The following is a 17444-nucleotide window of genomic DNA, read 5'->3' on the forward strand; positions in this document are numbered from 1 at the left end:
TGGATACACAATCCCGATCCAGGCCACATCATCAGGTGCCCATGCTCGAGACCACAGCACAGCCACGGAATGCGCCGCTGTCACCACCGCTGGATACGCGGTACCAGGTCGAAACGCCGGAGGGCGTCGACCTGCCACTGCGTCCGGCCGGGTTGATGGTTCGTGCACTGGCGTTCGCCATCGATCTTGGTTTGCGCGGCCTGGTCCTCGGTGTGCTGTTCATTGCGCTGGCGATGCTCGGCAAATTGGGCGCCGGGCTCGGGTCGATCCTGCTGTTCGTGGTGAGCTGGTGGTACATGGTGCTGTTCGAGGTGCTCAACCAGGGTCGCTCGCCGGGCAAGCAATGGATGGGACTGCGGGTGGTGCACAACGATGGCACCCCGGTCGGCTGGTCCGCTTCGCTGCTGCGCAACCTGCTGCGCGTTGTCGACCTGTTGCCCTTCGGCTACTTCCTCGGGGCCATCAGCTGCCTGCAACACCCCCACTTCAAGCGCCTTGGCGATATCGCCGCCGGGACCCTGGTGATCTACCGCGAACACTCGCACACCCGCCCCGCGCTCCCCGAAGCCCAGCCCCGCCGCACGGCATTTGCCCTGACGCTCAGCGAGCAACGGGCCATTCTCGGGTTTGCCGAGCGCCAGGGCGAACTCTCCCGGGCGCGGGTCGATGAACTGGCTGCCATTCTCGCCCAACCCTTGCACGTCCCGGCCCCGCAAGCGGTGACCGAGCTCAACGGCATCGCCCGCGGTTTGTTGGGGCCGACATGAAACAAAGCCTTTTTGAACGTCGGCACAAGGCCGAGTGGGAACGTTTCTGCGGGCTGCTCGAGCAGTTGGAACGGGACGGCAAGGTTACCGACGCCGGCAGTTTCCCGAAGGACTACCGACGCCTCTGCCAGCACCTGGCACTGGCACGGGAGCGTGGCTACAGCAGTTTTCTGATCGACTCGTTGCAGCAACACGTGCTGCGCGGGCATCAACAGCTTTACCGTCACCGCAGCCGCCTGGGGGCCAATGCGCTGGCTTTCGTCCTCGCGGATTTCCCGCGCCTGGTGCGCGAACAGTGGCGTTTCGTGCTCGCCGCCAGCCTGATGTTCTTTGTCAGCCTGGCCGGTTTCGCGCTGCTGGTGTACCTGTTCCCGGAGCTGATCTACAACCTGATCCCCGCCGAGCAAGTCAGCGAAATGCAAAGTATGTACGACCCCGTTGCCGGCCACCTCGGGCGCACGGTGCAACGGGCCGCCAGTGAAGACTGGGTGATGTTCGGCTACTACATCATGCACAACATCGGCATTGCCTTTCAGACCTTCGCCAGCGGTTTGCTGTTTGGCCTGGGCAGCGTGTTCTTCCTCATTTACAACGGCCTGATGATTGGTGCGGTGGCCGGGCACCTGACCTACGTCGGCTACGGGCAGACCTTCTGGTCATTCGTGATCGGTCATGGCGCTTTCGAACTCAGCGCCATCGCCCTGGCAGGCGCCGCCGGTCTGAAGCTGGGTTGGGCGTTGGTCGCCCCGGGGCGCCTGCCCCGTGCCGAGTCCTTGCAATTGGCGGCGCGCGAGAGCGTGCAGCTGATCTGCGGGGTCATGCTGTTTCTGTTGATCGCGGCGTTTATCGAAGCCTACTGGTCATCAATGACTCGCCCTTCGTACCAGACCAAGTACCTGGTCGGCGCGGCACTCTGGTTGCTGGTGGTGATTTATTTCGTATTCGCCGGACGTCGCCGCCATGCGCCTGAATGACGCCAGCGTGGTCATTCGCCCGCGCTCGACATGGGAAGCCATGGACCTCGGCGTGCTCCTGAGCCAGCGCCACCGACGCCTGCTGATGACCAGTTGGGCGTTGCTCACGCTGCCGGTGTTCGCGTTGCTCAGTTGGGGGCTCTGGGACTCGCCTTCTCTCGCCGTGTTGATTTTCTGGTGGCTGAAACCGGCATTCGACCGCTTGCCCTTGTACATCCTGTCCAAAGCCATGTTCGGCGAAACACCCACGCTCAAGCAGGCCCTGCGGCAATGGCCGCGGTTGCTCAAAGGGCAATTGCTGGCCAGCCTGACCTGGCGACGCCTGAGTCTGCAGCGCAGTTTCGTGATGCCGGTGGCGCAACTCGAAGGCCTCGACGGACAACAACGCCAGCAGCGTTTAGAGGTGCTGTTGCAGCGGGACGCCGGCGCCGCACGCTGGCTGACGATCATCGGCGCGCACCTGGAAGGCGCGCTGTGGATCGGCTTGATGGTGTTGTTCTATCTGCTGTTGCCACAACAGGTCGCGCTCGACTGGAGCTGGCAGACGCTGATCTCTGCGGCCACCCAGGACTGGCGCTGGCTGGAACACCTGACCAACCTGTTTTATGCATTGGTGCTGGTGGTCTGGGAACCGATCTATGTCGCCTGCGGTTTCAGCCTTTATTTGAACCGGCGCACTGTGCTGGAGGCCTGGGATATCGAACTGGTGTTCCGCCGGATGCGCCAGCGTCTGATCAGTGCAAGCAGCGTGCTGTTGATCGCCGTGATGTTGCTGATGTCACCTGCACACAGCGTGTGGGCCGCCGAACCGGCCATTTCACCCGACAGCCCACGCCTGCTGGACCAGCCCCTGAACACCCAGGTCGCCAGGGACAGCATCAAGACAATCCTCGAACAGCCGCCCTTCAAGAACCGGGAAACGCAGACGCGCTATCGCTTCAGCAAAGACCCGCCGGGCGCTGAAGCGTCGGGCGACGGGCAGACACCGCAATGGTTGAAGTCCCTGTTGCAGCTGTTTGAGGGACAGCGCTTCAGAGCCCTGGCGAACCTGATTGAAATCGCGCTATGGGGCATCGTCATCGGTGCTGTCGGCCTGTTGATCTGGCGCTATCGCGATTGGGTGCAGGCGTTCGTCAGCCGGCGACCGCCCCTCAGCGCTAAATCCGTTCGCCCATTGCCGCAACAGGCGTTTGGCTTGGACCTCAAGCCCGAGTCCCTGCCCGCCGACATTGCCACCCGCGCCGAAAGCCTCTGGCAGAGCCGTCCGCGCGAAGCCCTCGGCTTGCTCTATCGCGCCCTGCTCAGCCGCCTGTCGCACGACTTCAACATCACGCTCGAGGCCGCCGACACTGAAGGGCAGGTGCTGCAGCGCATCGAGCAATTACAGCAACCAGCCTTGCTGGCCTACAGCAAAAACCTGACCGGGCACTGGCAAGGCATGGCCTACGGTCACCGCCTGCCCCCCGCACAGGTGCAACAGGAATTGTGTGACGGCTGGCGCGTGTTGTTCGACCCGGAAGCGCTCCGTTGAGTCGGCGCCGGGGGACGATCGCCATTGCCCTGCTCGCTGTGCTGGTGGCTGCACTGGGTGTTTATCTGTACCTCAAGGCAACCCCTTACCAGGTCGAAATCGACCACGGTCCTTCTCCCGAAGCCAGGGCCAATCCTTATCTGGCGGCGCAGCTGTTCCTGCGTCAGCAAGGCCTGAGCGTCGATCACGCCAACGGCCTGGACATCCTGCCCAGCCTCGATCCGCATCGACACAGCCTGTTGTTGCTCGGGGACCGCTACAACATGACGCCACGGCAAATCGACCAGGTGATGAACTGGACCCGGGGCGGCGGCCGGCTGCTGTTCGTCGCCGAGTCGTTGTGGGATGAAAAACTCGGCCACAGCAATGACCTGCTGCTTGACCGGGTACAACTGCGCCAGTCCTTGAGCAAAGACCTCAAGGAGCCGCCTCCGGATGTCGGTGACGATCCTTACCCACAACTGACCAAGCTCTATCTGGAAGACGAAAACGCCCCGGCCTATGCCGGTTTCGATACCGCTTTCCATCTCGAGGACCCGAAAAACCTCGCCCAGGCCTGGGCCAACAGCGCCAGGGCGACGCACATGATGCAACTCGATTACGGACTCGGCTCGATCATCGTGGTCACCGATGCCGACCTGTGGAAAACCCCGGCCGTCGAGCAATACGACAACGCCTGGCTGCTCTGGTACCTGACCGCCGACACCCGCGTGACGCTGATCTTCAATACCGATCACGACAGCCTGCCGACCTTGCTGCTGCGTTACTTCCCCCAGGCGCTGGTCGCGTTGTTCGCCTTGATCGGCCTGGGTTTCTGGCACTTTGGCGTGCGTCAGGGGCCGTTGCTGGAACCGGCACCGAAAGCACGCCGGCAACTGCAGGAGCACCTGCGCGCCAGTGCCGACTTCCTGTTGCGCCGCAACGGTCAAGCCGGCCTGCTGCAAGCCTTGCAGCAGGACATTCTGCGGCGCGTGCGACGTCGCCATCCCGGCTTTGAACAACTCGCCGTCGCCGAACAATGGTTGCTGCTCGCACGCCTGACCGGCCAACCCACACGCGCTATCAGCCAGGCCATGAGCCCGCGTCCGAATCAACGGCTTTCCAGCGTTGAATTCAGCCGTCAGGTCGCCCACCTGCAATCCCTGAGGAACGCCTTATGATCTTTATGGCGATTCAGTCTTGGTCCATGGGAAATCAGTGCTCGCCATGAACCTTTCGCGAACATACTCCACAAATTGTTCGGCTGGCAGTGGCGGGGAAAACAGGAAACCCTGGTAGGTCTGGCAGCCATGCTTGACCAGAAAGGTGCGCTGAGCTTCTGTCTCCACACCTTCTGCAATCACCGAAAGCCCCAATATCTTGCTCAGGCTCACAATCGCGCAGGCGATGGCGGCGTCGTTGGAATCAACCAGCACATCTCTGATAAAGGACTGGTCGATCTTGAGTTGATCCAGCGGAAGGCTCTTGAGGTATGACAGTGACGAGTAGCCGGTACCGAAATCATCCAGCGAAAGGCCTATGCCGATCTCTTTCAACTCGATCATTTTGGCGACAGTACCTTCCATATCCTCAATCAGCAGGCCTTCGGTCAGTTCCAGTTTCAATTTCTTCGGATCGGCCCCCGTGTATCTCAGTACTTGCAGTACCTCCTCGACGAAGTCCGGATGGTGAAACTGGCGGGCGCTGACATTCACAGCCATACCCAGCCGGGCGGTTTCCGAATGCTTTGCCCAGGCAACCAGCTGAGTGCAGGCTGCCTGCAGCGCCCAACGGCCTAACGGCAGAATCAACCCCGTTTCCTCTGCCAATGGAATGAACTCGCCTGGAAACACGACTCCGCGCTCAGGATTCTGCCATCTCATCAGTGCCTCTGCGCCAATGATACGGCCCTCACTATTGACCTGCGGCTGGTAATGAAGAATGAATTCGTTGTCCTGCAAGCCTTGGCGCAAGTCTACTTCCAGTCTGGCGCGTGCCGTGGCAACCGCCTGCATTTCCGGATCGAAGAAGCGCATGGTATTGCGGCCCGCCGCCTTGGCGCGATACATCGCCAGGTCAGCGCGCTTCAAAATATCGTCCGCTGTGCTCAGCTGCCCCTGGAACAGCGCAATGCCGAGGCTGGGGGTGCTGTGGTGCTCATATCCATCCAACTGGTAGGAAATGTTCAGAGAGTTGAGAATCTTTTCGCCAATAGCCTTGGCCTGGATAGCTGCTTCTGGAGGGTTCTCATTAAGGCCATCCAGCAGGACGACAAATTCGTCTCCGCCCAGGCGAGCCACGGTGTCGCTCTCGCGTATGCAGCCGCAAAGGCGCAGAGCAACTTGCTGCAGCAACATGTCGCCTCTGTCATGCCCCAGCGTGTCGTTCAGTGCCTTGAAGTTATCCAGGTCAATGAGAATTATCCCGCTCGTATGCAGGCTACGGGAGCTGCCCGCCAGCAGATGCTGTAACCGGTCCAACATGAGCCGCCTGTTGGGCAGCCCGGTCAACTGATCGTAGAAGGCCAAACGCTGGACCTCTTGCTCAGCGGTCTTGCGGTGGGTGATGTCAGTATTGATCGACAGAACGGATTGCGGCTGGCCATCATCGTCTCGCACCAGGGTTCGATGACTTTCGAGCGTGATGGTGCAGCCATCCCGGCGTCGAAGTGTCACTTCGTCCGCCCAGTCACCCGTTTCGATCAGGCTGTTGGTGGCCGCATTGAAAGCGGCGCTACCCTGGTAGATCAACTCCTGTGCCGATTTGCCGAGTGCCTCTTCCTTTGACAGACCGTAGAGACGCTCGGCACTTTTGTTCCAGTACAGGATGCGGTTATCCATCCCGTGAACGACAATGGCGTCCTGGGCCTTGTCCAGCAGCGATGCCTGCTGGCGGGCCTGCTTCTCGCTTTCGCGCAGCACTGCCAGATAACCTTCCCTTTCAGCTGCTTGCGACTCCATTTCGCGCCTGATCTTGCCCCCGTAGATCATGGCCGCACTGACCATCAACAGCACGAACACCATGATCGCGTATTCGACCCGGCGCAGTTCTTCGACCGACTCAAGCTCCTCCTCCAGGAGCTTGCTTTGAATCAGGCCAACGCGATCGCGCACGGTACTGAGTGAGGCGAGCAACAGGGCAAACTTCCTGTCCATCGTTGCCATGCGTTTGCCGGCATTATCCGACTGCCCCTCCCTGAAGTAGGAAAAGATCAGCAAGGCCTCGTTCACCATTTCGACCATCGCGGCATCAACTGCACCCACCTCATCCTTCAATGCAAGGGTAAAGGCTTGGATATCTGCACTGTGTTCAGCCTCATTGGCGATCCGTACTTCCAACTGTTTTTTGGCCATTGCCAAATGCTCGTTGAAGACGCGCAAGGCTTCATTCATGTTCCGCGATTCGGCTTCAACATTATGTGTATCGAACACATTATTGCCTGGCGCATTGACTGTGGAAGCCAGGCTGCCCAGCGTTGAATAGCTCGACAGCTGTTGGACCCACGACTGGTTTGCCTTGATGGAGCGGTGATAGGTATCGACGATCAGGTGATTCAATAGCACGCTCAGCACAACAACCAGCACGTCGAATCCCGCAAGAAAAAAGTACATGCGGTGCCATTTGGTCGAACGCGGCTTATTTGAACTGGTGGGTATGGCTTGCTTTGCGGCGCTTTTATCCCTGAAAGAATCCATTTCACAATCTCCAAACATAATCCTTCTAAATCGACCAATAGAAGCGGTATTCGGAAACCAATCAACCTTTTGTGCCGACACTAAGCAATGCATTTGGCGATGCTAATTTCATGGTGAAATTTTTTACTCTCGGAATCAGTCTCTTAACATTTCGGCGATAAAGCGAAATCATTTTCATTTGTTGTTTTCAATATCATCGTTTCAGGTAACGATTCTCCTCGCTCTCCATTGTAGAACTGAACGTCGGCAATCACTTTTGCCAGATGTTCTGTTCCTTTCAATTTCCTCAGCCTCGTTCTGCACCTATGGCGAGCGTGCAGACCAAGCTTAGCTACTAATTTGCCATTATTCTGTTCGCCGACTGCTCCAGGTCGGTAGTAGCCCTTGATGGAGGCAGGCAATGTCGGCAGTTGCACTTCAGAGTGGGCAAGTGACGGCTGAGATAGACTAACCTCCACCTCTGACGAATGCTCAAATGTGGGGTTGCCATGGGATTGCAATGAAGCAGATTGGTAGTCACTCACTCCTTCCACGCGTAAAAAAACACGTGAAAAAAGTTAGATTAGGTAAGTGACTGATTTATGGAAGATAAAACCAATGTAGCAGTTAGCAAGGCTCCGGAACCAATGAATGAGCCGATCGAATCCGACGCAACGAGCCATGCCGCTCAACAGCGTCAGCGTGCCGGTCATCTGGCGCAGGCCGTACGCAAAGAATTGCAAAAAGCCGTGATTGGCCAGGACAGCGTGATCGACGACGTGCTGACCGCGCTGATCGCTGGCGGCCACGTATTGCTCGAAGGCGTACCGGGGTTGGGCAAGACCCTGTTGGTACGCGCCCTCGCCCGTTGCTTCGGCGGTGAGTTCGCACGCATCCAGTTCACCCCGGACCTGATGCCCAGCGACGTCACCGGGCACGCGGTGTATGACATGCAGACCGAGCAATTCAAACTGCGCAAAGGGCCGTTGTTCACCAACCTGCTACTGGCCGACGAGATCAACCGCGCCCCGGCGAAAACCCAGGCGGCGCTGCTCGAAGCCATGCAGGAACGGCAAGTCACCCTCGAAGGCCAGCCATTGCCGATCCCGCAACCCTTCATGGTGCTCGCCACGCAAAACCCGATCGAACAGGAAGGCACTTACCCGCTGCCGGAAGCCGAACTGGATCGCTTCATGCTCAAGGTGCGCATGGATTACCCGGACGCCGAGCAAGAGTTGGACATGGTGCGTCAGGTCAGCCGCTCGACCCGGGCCGACATGCTCGATGTCCAGCCGATGCGCACCTTGTTGCAGGCCAGGGATGTGCTGGCCCTGCAACGCATCGCCAGCGACCTGGCGCTGGACGATCAGGTGCTCGATTACGCCGTGCGCCTGGCCCGCTCCACCCGCAGCTGGCCCGGCCTGACCCTCGGCGCCGGCCCGCGCGCGTCCATCGCGCTGGTGCGGTGTGCCCGTGCCCGTGCGCTGCTGCGCGGCGGGGAGTTCGTGATTCCGGACGACATCAAGGGTTGCGCCTTGGCCGTGCTGCGTCATCGTGTGCGCATCGCGCCGGAGCTGGACATCGAAGGGCTGGATGTCGATCAGGTGCTCCGACAGATGCTCGACCAAGTACCGGCGCCGCGGCAGTGAAACCCTCGCGCCTGCTATTGATCTGGTTAACGTCGCTACTGGCCATCGGCATCGTGCTCGGCAGTCTGCGGGCGTTGGAGCTGGCGGTGCCGGCGAGCGTCACGCAGATCAATTGGGGACTGCTCCTGGCATTGCTGGTCCTGACCCTGCTCGATGCCTTTCGGCTGAAGCGATTACCCTCGCCCCGGCTGAGCCGTGAGATACCCGGCAGTCTGGCCCTCGGTCGCTGGAGCGATGTGCAACTGATCCTTGAACACGACTTTTCACAACCGCTGAGCGTACAGATCTTCGACCATGTACCCTCGAGCCTGGACTTCGAACACCTGCCGCTGACTGTCGAGTTGCAACCGGGCCAGCACAGCCGAATCGACTACCGGCTACGTCCGCTCAAGCGCGGGCACTTCAGTTTTGAGCACTGCGAAATCAGCCTGCCGAGCCCATTGGGTTTGTGGTCCGACAAACGCATTCTCGATGTCGCGGACCACACCCGCGTCTATCCCGACTTCGCCCGCCTCTATGGCGGCCAGTTACTGGCTGTGGATAACTGGCTCAGCCAGCTCGGCGTACGTCAACGCCAGCGTCGCGGCCTGGGACTGGAGTTTCATCAACTACGGGAATTTCGCGAAGGCGACAGCCTGCGTCAGATCGACTGGAAAGCCACCGCCCGCCAGCGCTCGCCCATTGCCCGGGAGTATCAGGACGAACGCGACCAGCAGATCATCTTCATGCTCGACTGCGGCCGGCACATGCGCAGCCAGGACGGCGAGTTGTCGCACTTCGACCATGCGCTTAATGCCTGCTTGCTGCTCAGCTACGTCGCGCTACGCCAGGGCGACGCGGTGGGCCTGAGTACCTTTGCCAGCGAGCAGCCGCGCTATCTTGCGCCGGTAAAAGGCAGCAGCCATCTCAACACACTGCTCAATCGCGTCTATGACTTGCACAGCAGCCAACGCAGCGCCGACTACCAAGCCGCCGTTACGCAACTGCTGGCACGGCAAAAACGCCGGGCACTGGTGGTACTGGTGACCAACCTGCGCGAAGAGGACGACGATGAGTTGCTCCAGGCGGTCAAGCGCCTGAGCCAGCAGCACCAGGTGCTGGTCGCGAGCCTGCGCGAGGACGTGCTCGACACCTTGCGCCAGTCACCGGTACAGACCTTGCCCGAGGCGTTGGCCTATTGCGGGACCGTGGACTACCTCAATGCACGCGCCGAACTCCATGAGCGCTTGAACGCTCATGGTGTGCTGGTGATGGATGCGCTACCCGGCGAGTTGGGGGCGGCGTTGGTGACGCGGTATCTGGGCTGGAAAAGAGCTTGAGCCTGAGTGATCTCAAGCCGAGGCCGGCAACGACTGAAAACTGAAGTACTGCTTCAACGCCCTCACCAATTGCCCATATTCCGGCGGTACCCGTTGCAGGCTGAAACCGGCGTCGTAATGTTGGGGGGTCGCGTCTTCTTGGCACCACAGGCAACAGGCCTGCAGATCGATGATCCGCTGGCCGCCTTCGGTCGCCGGGATTTTCAGGCGCAGGTTGAAGTCCGCGCCGATCATCATTGGCAGCTGGCTGATCAGCATCAGCCCGTCTTCAGAGACATTGCCCAGGTAGCCGATGGGTTTGCCGGTGATACCGTTGAATACTTTCAGGAAATACGGCAGTTGATGCCGCTCGATTCGGCGGTCGGTGAACATGTGCGTTTTCGCTATGCAAGGCTCTTAAGCAGAGCCGCACTACTGCTTCGGAACGGGTACTCATTGAGTCTTGGCCCGCTCTCCCCGCTCCCGGTGCGCCAGTCCTTACGGCGCTGAGTCCTGCTTATGCCGGTCACAGGTGTTGCCCCGATTCAGAGGCAAGGCTCTAAAACCGGTTCCTTGGACTATAGCTCAGCGCCGCCGGGGAGCCAGCGATGGAATGCTCGCCTGCCATCAGAACTGCGTCGGTTTTACCGCCGCAGCACTGCGCAGCGGGTAGTGGCCCAGGCTCTGCAAGGTTTCCAGGCGGGCGCGGGCGCGGTAGGCGTATTCGCTTTGCGGATAGGCGGCAATAATGAACTGGTAGGTCTGGGCCGCGTCGATAAACATCTTCTGCCGCTCCAGGCACTGGCCGCGCATCATCGACACTTCCGGCCACACGTAAGGCCGCGCGCGGCTGTCGCGTTCGACCTTGGACAGTTCGAGCATCACCTGCTCGCAATTGCCCCGGTCATAGGCGCTGTAGGCATTGTTCAAGTGATGGTTCATTGCCCAACGGGTGCAGCCGGTGGCACTGAGGGCGCCGACGGCAAGGGCAGCAATGAGTACGAATCGCATGGGGATCTCCTGTCTTGAACGTTGTATCGACCCGTGGGCGAAAATCTTCAGGCTGCCTGGCGCAAAGTTGTCAGGTTCAATAAAGAAAGAAAAAAGTAGTGCATACGAACAATGACTACACCTTCGGAGCATAGTAGCCTCACTCAGCGCTTGAACTCAGGAGTCTTTGCATGTCCGTCCGTCGTACCAAAATCGTCGCCACCCTTGGCCCGGCCAGTAACTCGCCGGAAGTTCTCGAACAGCTGATTCTGGCTGGCCTGGACGTCGCCCGCCTGAACTTCTCCCACGGCACCCCCGACGAGCACAAGGCTCGCGCGAAGCTGGTGCGTGACCTCGCTGCCAAGCACGGCCGCTTCGTCGCCCTGCTGGGTGACCTGCAAGGCCCGAAAATCCGTATCGCCAAATTCGCCAACAAGAAGATCGAGCTGAAGATCGGTGATCAATTCACCTTCTCCACCAGCCATCCTCTGACCGAAGGCAACCAGCAAGTGGTCGGCATCGACTATCCGGACCTGGTCAAGGACTGCGGTGTGGGCGACGAGCTGCTGCTCGACGACGGTCGCGTGGTGATGCGCGTCGATACCGCCACGGCCACCGAACTGAACTGCACCGTGACCATCGGCGGCCCGCTGTCCGACCACAAAGGCATCAACCGTCGCGGTGGCGGCCTGACCGCTCCGGCCCTGACTGAAAAAGACAAGGCTGACATCAAGCTCGCTGCGGAAATGGAAGTCGACTACCTCGCCGTGTCCTTCCCGCGTGACGCGGCCGACATGGAATACGCCCGTCAACTGCGCGACGAAGCCGGCGGCACTGCCTGGCTGGTGGCGAAGATCGAACGCGCCGAAGCCGTGGCCGATGACGAAACCCTCGACGGCCTGATCAAGGCGTCCGACGCGGTGATGGTTGCCCGTGGTGACCTGGGTGTGGAAATCGGCGACGCCGAACTGGTGGGCATCCAGAAGAAGATCATTCTGCACGCACGCCGCCACAACAAGGCGGTGATCGTCGCGACCCAGATGATGGAGTCGATGATCCAGAACCCGATGCCGACCCGCGCCGAAGTGTCCGACGTGGCCAACGCCGTGCTCGACTACACCGACGCCGTGATGCTCTCGGCCGAAAGTGCCGCTGGCCTGTACCCGCTGGAAGCCGTTCAGGCCATGGCGCGTATCTGTGTCGGTGCCGAAAAGCACCCGACCAGCAAGACCTCCAGCCACCGCATCGGCAAGGAGTTCCAGCGCTGCGACGAGAGCATTGCGCTGGCGACCATGTACACCGCCAACCACTTCCCGGGCGTGAAGGCGATCATCGCCCTGACCGAAAGTGGCTACACCCCGCTGATCATGTCGCGCATCCGTTCCTCGGTGCCGATCTACGCGTTCACCCCGCACCGCGAAGCCCAGGCTCGCGCGGCGATGTTCCGTGGCGTGTACACCATCCCGTTCGACCCGGCTTCGCTGGCGCCGAACGAAGTCAGCCAGAAGGCGATCGACGAGCTCGTCAAGCGCGGTGTAGTACAGAAAGGCGACTGGGTCATCCTGACCAAGGGTGACAGCTACCACACCACCGGCGGCACCAACGGCATGAAGATCCTGCACGTTGGCGATCCGATGGTCTGAGTGACCGGTCGCTGAAAAACAAAAGCCCCGCCATGTGAATGGCGGGGCTTTTTGCTGCCTGATCCATTTTTTGTGTTGCCTGATCCGGCCCCTTCGCGAGCAAGCTCGCTCCCACATTTTTTGCGGTGAATCCCAATCCCTGTGGGAGCGAGCTTGCTCGCGATGGGGCCGGCCCAGTCAGCGAAAGATTCAATGCCGCTTGATGAACCCGGTCAACGCCGCCAACGCCTCCGGTGACCGCAACCGCTGGGTGAACAACGCCCCCTCCTCTTCTATCACCTTGCGCAACAGCTCCCGATCCGGCGCTTTCATCAGTTGCTTGCTGATCCGCACCGCTTCCGGCGGCAGCGACTCAAAGCGCAAGCCCATCTCCCGCCCCTTGGCCAAGGCCTCTTCGCCACTGCCCAAGGCTTCATTGGCAATGCCCCAGGCAGCCGCCTGTTCACCGCTGAAACCTTCACCCAGCAGCAACAACTCCGCCGCTTTGGCCTGCCCGAGCAAGCGCGGCAGGATCAGGCTGGAACCGAACTCAGGGCATAACCCGAGATTGACGAACGGCATGCGCAGGCGCGCATCGCGGCTGACGTAGACCAGATCGCAATGCAGCAACATCGTCGTGCCAATGCCCACCGCTGCCCCGGCCACGGCGGCGATCACCGGTTTGCGGCATTCGAGCAGGTTGAGCATGAACTGGAACACCGGGCTGTCGAGGCTGGTCGGCGGTTGCTGGATGAAATCGGCGATGTCGTTGCCGGCGGTGAAGCATTCGGCTGAGCCGCTGATCAGTACGGCACTGATCCCCGGGTCGTTGTCGGCCTGTTTCAGCGCCTCGGCCAGTTGGCTGTACATGGCGCGAGTCAGGGCGTTTTTCTTGTCCGGGCGATTCAGGCGCAGGGTCAACAGGCCGCGTTCGCGTTCAACTTGGATGGCTTCGGTCATGGCAGGTCTCGCGTCTGAAAAGTCAGCGCTCAACCACGGGGCAGAAACACATCGGCCAGCAGTTGATTGCGCGGCAATCCCGCCAGGTACAGGCGCCGGGCAAAGGCATCGACACTGTCGGGGGCTCCGCAGAGTAAGGCCAGGGTTTGCCGGGAAACAAGCCGCAGTTGCGCCAAAGCCGCTGGCAACTCGGCCGGAGTCCAGAGTTCGACACTCAGGTTCGGACGGCTGGCGACCATGGCCTGCAGAGGCTTGGCCAGGTAGTGTTCATCGGCATCATGAGCCAGGTGGATGACACGGATGGCGCCTTGGTGATCCTGGCGCAGCGCTTCGCGCAACACACCAAACAATGGCCCCAACCCGGTGCCGGCCGCCAGCAACCACAATGGCCGGGTATGCCAGTCCGGATCGTAATGCAAGGCACCGCCGCGCAATTCACCGAGACGGATCGGATCGCCGATGCGCAATTGCCGGGCGGCATCGCTGAATTCCCCGGGCTTGCGGCAATCGAGATGAAACTCCAGAAAACGGTCTTCCTGCGGCAGGCTGGCAAGGGAATACGGCCGCGCCACGTTGCCCGCCCACAACACCAGGTGCTGGCCGGCGCTGTAGCGCAGCGGTCGCTGCGCGATCACCCGCAAGCGCAGCACCGTGGTGCTCAGCCAATCGACCGCGGCGACCTCGGCCGGTTGGCCATCGACCTGCGGGTCGAAAGCGTGCACCTGCAAGTCCTCGACCACCTGGCACTGGCACGCCAGGCGCCAACCCTGTTCTCGCTGCTGCGCACTCAGGGCATCGGGGCGGCTGTCGCTCGGCAGCCCCTGTACACACTGCACCAGGCACGCATGGCAACTGCCGGCGCGGCAACTGTAAGGCACCGGCACGCCGTTCTGATTCAGCGTGTCGAGCAGATTGCTGCCCGCCGCTACCGACCAGTGGCGCTCGCCAACCCGCAACTCAGGCATCGACGTTCTCCCACGCCGCCGCGCATCGGTTGCGGCCGTCACGCTTGGCCCGATAGAGCGCCTGATCGGCCCGTTGCAGCGCGTCATCGAGGTCGTCGCCCAGCTCCAGCAGGGTCATGCCGGCGGACAGGCTGAGGTTGCGCACATTCAGACCGATCAACTCGACATCGGTGAAGGCGATGCGCAGCCGTTCGCAGCACGAAGTCAGACTGTCGGCATCGCAATCGGGCAGCAGCACCACGAATTCTTCGCCGCCGTAGCGAGCCAGAACATCGCTGTCACGCAGGCACGCGGTGGCAACGCCGGCAAAGGCTTGCAGCACCTGATCGCCGGCGGCATGCCCGTGCAGATCGTTGATGCGTTTGAAATGGTCGAGGTCGATCAGCGCCAGGCCATGCACGACACCGGCTTCCATGGCGTTCAACTCGCGGGAAGCCAGGCGCAGGAAATGCCGGCGATTGAACAGGCCTGTGAGTTCGTCGGTGGCCACCAGGTCTTCGAGCTGGCGCATCATCCCGCGCAAGGTGTCCTGGTGCGCCTGCAAGGCAAAACGCCGCTGACGCATGCGTTGTCGTGAAGCCTGGACGTAGCGGGCATACAACACCAGCCACACCAGCACGATGAACAGCACGCACACCTGCAACACCGCCATGGCCGGGTCGGGCAACTGGAAGTGGTAGCCCTCCCACAGAGTGATCGCGCTGAAGCTGAAGAACACCAGCAATGCGCATCGCACAAAGGATCGGCGTGACAGATGGAACAGGCCGAACAGCAGGATAAGAACGTAAAACACCAGGAACGCACCCCGGGCTTCGTCCAGATGGGCGATCAGCCAGGTTTGCCAGCCAAGCCCCAACAACACTTGCGCCTCGGTCAAGCTGGGGTCGGCGAAACGCAGGTTGCAGCCGCTGTAGAACACCGCGAACAAGACGGCCTGGCTGGTCACGACCAGTGCGCTGCCGATGGCGACACTGGCCAGCGGCGCCTCGTAGTGACCGGTAAAAAACGCCAGCCACAGCAACAGCAATACCAGGGCATAGGTGCCGGCCGCGAGGGCGAAACGTTTGAGCAACAGGCGCTGGATGGCGTTATGGGTCAATCGTTGACTCACCAAATGAAAGGAGACTGACAGAGCGTCCTACTCTACAGACCGAATGTCACTTTAGTGGCGTGGCCGATAAATGACCATTCAATTTTCGGGATGACCCGATTCCCCTGTAGGAGCTGCCGCAGGCTGCGATCTTTTGATCCTGATCTTAAAAACAAAATCAAAAGATCGCAGCCTGCGGCAGCTCCTACAGGGACCGGGGACGACAATGAGACCAAGGTTTGACCACTGGCGCGTGTGCCGCTCAACGAGGCGCGGTATACTGCCGCGCCTTTTTAGCGTCGCGCCAGCATGCCCGGCGTGCCTTGAAAGGTGCTTGCAACCGACCGATGCACCCAAGCTGCAAGCACCTTATTGAATGTTCCCGTCTTTTAGAGGAGCGCGACTCATGACCGTGATCAAGCAAGACGACCTGATTCAGAGCGTTGCCGACGCCCTGCAGTTCATTTCCTACTACCACCCCGTGGATTTCATCCAGGCGATGCACGAAGCCTACCTGCGCGAAGAATCGCCAGCGGCCCGTGACTCCATGGCGCAGATCCTGATCAACTCGCGCATGTGCGCCACCGGCCACCGCCCGATCTGCCAGGACACCGGCATCGTCACCGTGTTTGTCCGTGTCGGCATGGACGTGCGCTGGGATGGCGCCACCATGGGCCTGGACGACATGATCAACGAAGGCGTGCGTCGTGCCTACAACCTGCCGGAAAACGTCCTGCGCGCTTCGATCCTCGCCGACCCGGCGGGCGCTCGCAAGAACACCAAGGACAACACCCCGGCAGTCATCCACTACTCCATCGTTCCGGGTAACACCGTGGAAGTGGACGTGGCGGCCAAGGGGGGCGGTTCCGAGAACAAGTCGAAAATGGCCATGCTCAACCCGTCCGACTCGATCGTCGACTGGGTGCTGAAAACCGTCCCGGAAATGGGCGCCGGCTGGTGCCCACCGGGCATGCTCGGCATCGGCATCGGCGGTACCGCCGAGAAAGCCGCCGTCATGGCCAAGGAAGTGTTGATGGAATCCATCGACATTCACGAACTCAAAGCCCGTGGCCCACAGAACCGCATCGAAGAAATGCGCCTGGAGCTGTTCGAGAAGGTCAACCAGTTGGGCATCGGTGCCCAGGGCCTCGGTGGCCTGACCACCGTGCTCGACGTGAAGATCATGGACTACCCGACCCACGCCGCTTCGCTGCCGGTGTGCATGATCCCGAACTGCGCCGCCACCCGTCACGCGCACTTCGTGCTCGACGGTTCCGGCCCGGCCTCGCTGGAAGCGCCACCGCTGGACGCCTACCCGGAAATCGTCTGGGAAGCCGGCCCGTCGGCCCGTCGCGTCAACCTCGACACCCTGACCCCGGAAGACGTGCAGAGCTGGAAGCCGGGCGAAACCGTCCTGCTCAACGGCAAGATGCTCACCGGTCGCGACGCTGCGCACAAACGCATGGTCGAGATGCTGAACAAGGGTGAAACCCTGCCGGTGGACCTCAAGGGTCGCTTCATCTACTACGTCGGCCCGGTCGATCCGGTCGGTGACGAAGTGGTTGGCCCGGCAGGCCCTACCACCGCAACGCGGATGGACAAGTTCACCCGTCAAATCCTCGAGCAGACTGGCCTGCTGGGCATGATCGGCAAATCCGAGCGCGGCCCGACCGCGATCGACGCGATCAAGGACAGCAAGGCCGTGTACCTGATGGCCGTCGGCGGCGCCGCTTACCTGGTCGCCCAGGCGATCAAGAAGTCCAAGGTGCTGGCGTTTGCCGAACTGGGCATGGAAGCGATCTACGAGTTCGAGGTCAAGGACATGCCGGTGACTGTTGCCGTCGACAGCAAGGGCGAGTCCGTACACATCACCGGTCCTGCCATCTGGCAGAAAAAGATCAGTGAAAGCCTGGCGGTGGAAGTGCAGTAAGCACTGACAGGACAC

General features: G+C 60.9%; 15 protein-coding genes. 8 read left to right on the forward strand and 7 right to left on the reverse strand.

The window, feature by feature from the left end:
• Window positions 1-41: 41 nt before the first annotated feature.
• Genes PPUTUW4_RS21955 through PPUTUW4_RS21970 form a run of 4 tightly spaced genes read left to right on the forward strand, consistent with a single transcriptional unit; the run spans window position 42 to window position 4432 of the window.
• Complete coding sequence (locus PPUTUW4_RS21955) at window positions 42-767, forward strand: RDD family protein (protein WP_015096622.1); 726 nt, start codon at window positions 42-44, stop codon at window positions 765-767.
• Window positions 764-1741 (forward strand): stage II sporulation protein M, encoded by a 978-nt coding sequence (locus PPUTUW4_RS21960; protein ID WP_015096623.1) that lies wholly within the window; start codon window positions 764-766, stop codon window positions 1739-1741. Before PPUTUW4_RS21955 ends, PPUTUW4_RS21960 begins: the two co-directional genes overlap by 4 nt.
• A complete protein-coding gene (locus PPUTUW4_RS21965) occupies window positions 1728-3272 on the forward strand; it encodes a DUF4129 domain-containing protein (RefSeq protein WP_015096624.1) in 1545 nt (514 codons plus the stop codon). The genes PPUTUW4_RS21960 and PPUTUW4_RS21965 overlap by 14 nt, the downstream gene beginning before the upstream one ends.
• Window positions 3269-4432: a DUF4350 domain-containing protein gene (locus PPUTUW4_RS21970; protein ID WP_015096625.1), complete on the forward strand. Its 1164-nt coding sequence runs from the start codon at window positions 3269-3271 to the stop codon at window positions 4430-4432. The genes PPUTUW4_RS21965 and PPUTUW4_RS21970 overlap by 4 nt, the downstream gene beginning before the upstream one ends.
• Window positions 4433-4435: 3 nt before the next feature.
• On the opposite strand, the gene PPUTUW4_RS21975 is transcribed toward PPUTUW4_RS21970, so the two are convergent.
• The gene (locus PPUTUW4_RS21975; RefSeq protein WP_015096626.1) at window positions 4436-6946 is read right to left on the reverse strand and encodes an EAL domain-containing protein; all 2511 of its coding nucleotides are present in this window, start codon (window positions 6944-6946) and stop codon (window positions 4436-4438) included.
• A gap of 143 nt (window positions 6947-7089) precedes the next feature.
• Window positions 7090-7470 carry a hypothetical protein gene (locus tag PPUTUW4_RS29660; RefSeq protein ID WP_144443129.1) on the reverse strand — a complete coding sequence of 127 codons (381 nt, stop codon included), beginning with the start codon at window positions 7468-7470 and terminating at the stop codon, window positions 7090-7092.
• Between the two features lie 102 nt (window positions 7471-7572).
• On the opposite strand from PPUTUW4_RS29660, the gene PPUTUW4_RS21980 reads away from it, so the two are divergent.
• Together PPUTUW4_RS21980 and PPUTUW4_RS21985 are read left to right on the forward strand one after the other, a co-directional pair.
• Window positions 7573-8574: a MoxR family ATPase gene (locus PPUTUW4_RS21980; RefSeq protein ID WP_015096627.1), complete on the forward strand. Its 1002-nt coding sequence runs from the start codon at window positions 7573-7575 to the stop codon at window positions 8572-8574.
• The gene (locus PPUTUW4_RS21985) at window positions 8571-9893 is read left to right on the forward strand and encodes a DUF58 domain-containing protein (RefSeq protein ID WP_015096628.1); all 1323 of its coding nucleotides are present in this window, start codon (window positions 8571-8573) and stop codon (window positions 9891-9893) included. The genes PPUTUW4_RS21980 and PPUTUW4_RS21985 overlap by 4 nt, the downstream gene beginning before the upstream one ends.
• A 12-nt stretch (window positions 9894-9905) precedes the next feature.
• Here the strand turns inward: PPUTUW4_RS21985 and PPUTUW4_RS21990 are convergent, their stop codons facing one another.
• Window positions 9906-10265, reverse strand: coding sequence for a PilZ domain-containing protein (locus tag PPUTUW4_RS21990; protein ID WP_015096629.1), 360 nt, complete (start codon window positions 10263-10265; stop codon window positions 9906-9908).
• A gap of 234 nt (window positions 10266-10499) precedes the next feature.
• Complete coding sequence (locus tag PPUTUW4_RS21995; protein WP_015096630.1) at window positions 10500-10883, reverse strand: hypothetical protein; 384 nt, start codon at window positions 10881-10883, stop codon at window positions 10500-10502.
• Between the two features lie 170 nt (window positions 10884-11053).
• Between PPUTUW4_RS21995 and pyk the strand changes: the two genes are divergently transcribed.
• On the forward strand, window positions 11054-12505 hold the full coding sequence (gene pyk, locus PPUTUW4_RS22000; protein WP_007978464.1) for a pyruvate kinase: 1452 nt from the start codon (window positions 11054-11056) through the stop codon (window positions 12503-12505).
• Between the two features lie 189 nt (window positions 12506-12694).
• On the opposite strand, the gene PPUTUW4_RS22005 is transcribed toward pyk, so the two are convergent.
• The 3 genes from PPUTUW4_RS22005 to PPUTUW4_RS22015 are packed head-to-tail and all read right to left on the reverse strand — an operon-like array spanning window position 12695 to window position 15508.
• Complete coding sequence (locus PPUTUW4_RS22005) at window positions 12695-13444, reverse strand: enoyl-CoA hydratase-related protein (protein WP_015096631.1); 750 nt, start codon at window positions 13442-13444, stop codon at window positions 12695-12697.
• Window positions 13445-13473: 29 nt separating this feature from the next.
• On the reverse strand, window positions 13474-14409 hold the full coding sequence (locus tag PPUTUW4_RS22010; protein ID WP_015096632.1) for an iron-sulfur-binding ferredoxin reductase: 936 nt from the start codon (window positions 14407-14409) through the stop codon (window positions 13474-13476).
• Complete coding sequence (locus PPUTUW4_RS22015) at window positions 14402-15508, reverse strand: GGDEF domain-containing protein (protein WP_015096633.1); 1107 nt, start codon at window positions 15506-15508, stop codon at window positions 14402-14404. The genes PPUTUW4_RS22010 and PPUTUW4_RS22015 overlap by 8 nt, the downstream gene beginning before the upstream one ends.
• 397 nt (window positions 15509-15905) lie before the next feature.
• On the opposite strand from PPUTUW4_RS22015, the gene PPUTUW4_RS22020 reads away from it, so the two are divergent.
• Window positions 15906-17429 carry a fumarate hydratase gene (locus PPUTUW4_RS22020; RefSeq protein ID WP_015096634.1) on the forward strand — a complete coding sequence of 508 codons (1524 nt, stop codon included), beginning with the start codon at window positions 15906-15908 and terminating at the stop codon, window positions 17427-17429.
• Window positions 17430-17444 lie beyond the last annotated feature (15 nt).

The sequence above is a fragment of the Pseudomonas sp. UW4 genome, from assembly GCF_000316175.1.
GTDB lineage: Bacteria > Pseudomonadota > Gammaproteobacteria > Pseudomonadales > Pseudomonadaceae > Aquipseudomonas > Aquipseudomonas laurylsulfatiphila.

Bases quoted from the DNA above. Each gene is read 5' to 3' on its own strand.
- PPUTUW4_RS21975 (WP_015096626.1), bottom strand. From the start codon at position 6,946: ATGGATTCTTTCAGGGATAAAAGCGCCGCAAAGCAAGCCATACCCACC.
- PPUTUW4_RS21955 (WP_015096622.1), top strand. From the start codon at position 42: ATGCTCGAGACCACAGCACAGCCACGGAATGCGCCGCTGTCACCACCG.
- PPUTUW4_RS21965 (WP_015096624.1), top strand. From the start codon at position 1,728: ATGCGCCTGAATGACGCCAGCGTGGTCATTCGCCCGCGCTCGACATGG.
- PPUTUW4_RS22020 (WP_015096634.1), top strand. From the start codon at position 15,906: ATGACCGTGATCAAGCAAGACGACCTGATTCAGAGCGTTGCCGACGCC.
- pyk (WP_007978464.1), top strand. From the start codon at position 11,054: ATGTCCGTCCGTCGTACCAAAATCGTCGCCACCCTTGGCCCGGCCAGT.
- PPUTUW4_RS21980 (WP_015096627.1), top strand. From the start codon at position 7,573: ATGAATGAGCCGATCGAATCCGACGCAACGAGCCATGCCGCTCAACAG.
- PPUTUW4_RS22005 (WP_015096631.1), bottom strand. From the start codon at position 13,444: ATGACCGAAGCCATCCAAGTTGAACGCGAACGCGGCCTGTTGACCCTG.
- PPUTUW4_RS22010 (WP_015096632.1), bottom strand. From the start codon at position 14,409: ATGCCTGAGTTGCGGGTTGGCGAGCGCCACTGGTCGGTAGCGGCGGGC.
- PPUTUW4_RS21990 (WP_015096629.1), bottom strand. From the start codon at position 10,265: ATGTTCACCGACCGCCGAATCGAGCGGCATCAACTGCCGTATTTCCTG.
- PPUTUW4_RS21960 (WP_015096623.1), top strand. From the start codon at position 764: ATGAAACAAAGCCTTTTTGAACGTCGGCACAAGGCCGAGTGGGAACGT.
- PPUTUW4_RS21995 (WP_015096630.1), bottom strand. From the start codon at position 10,883: ATGCGATTCGTACTCATTGCTGCCCTTGCCGTCGGCGCCCTCAGTGCC.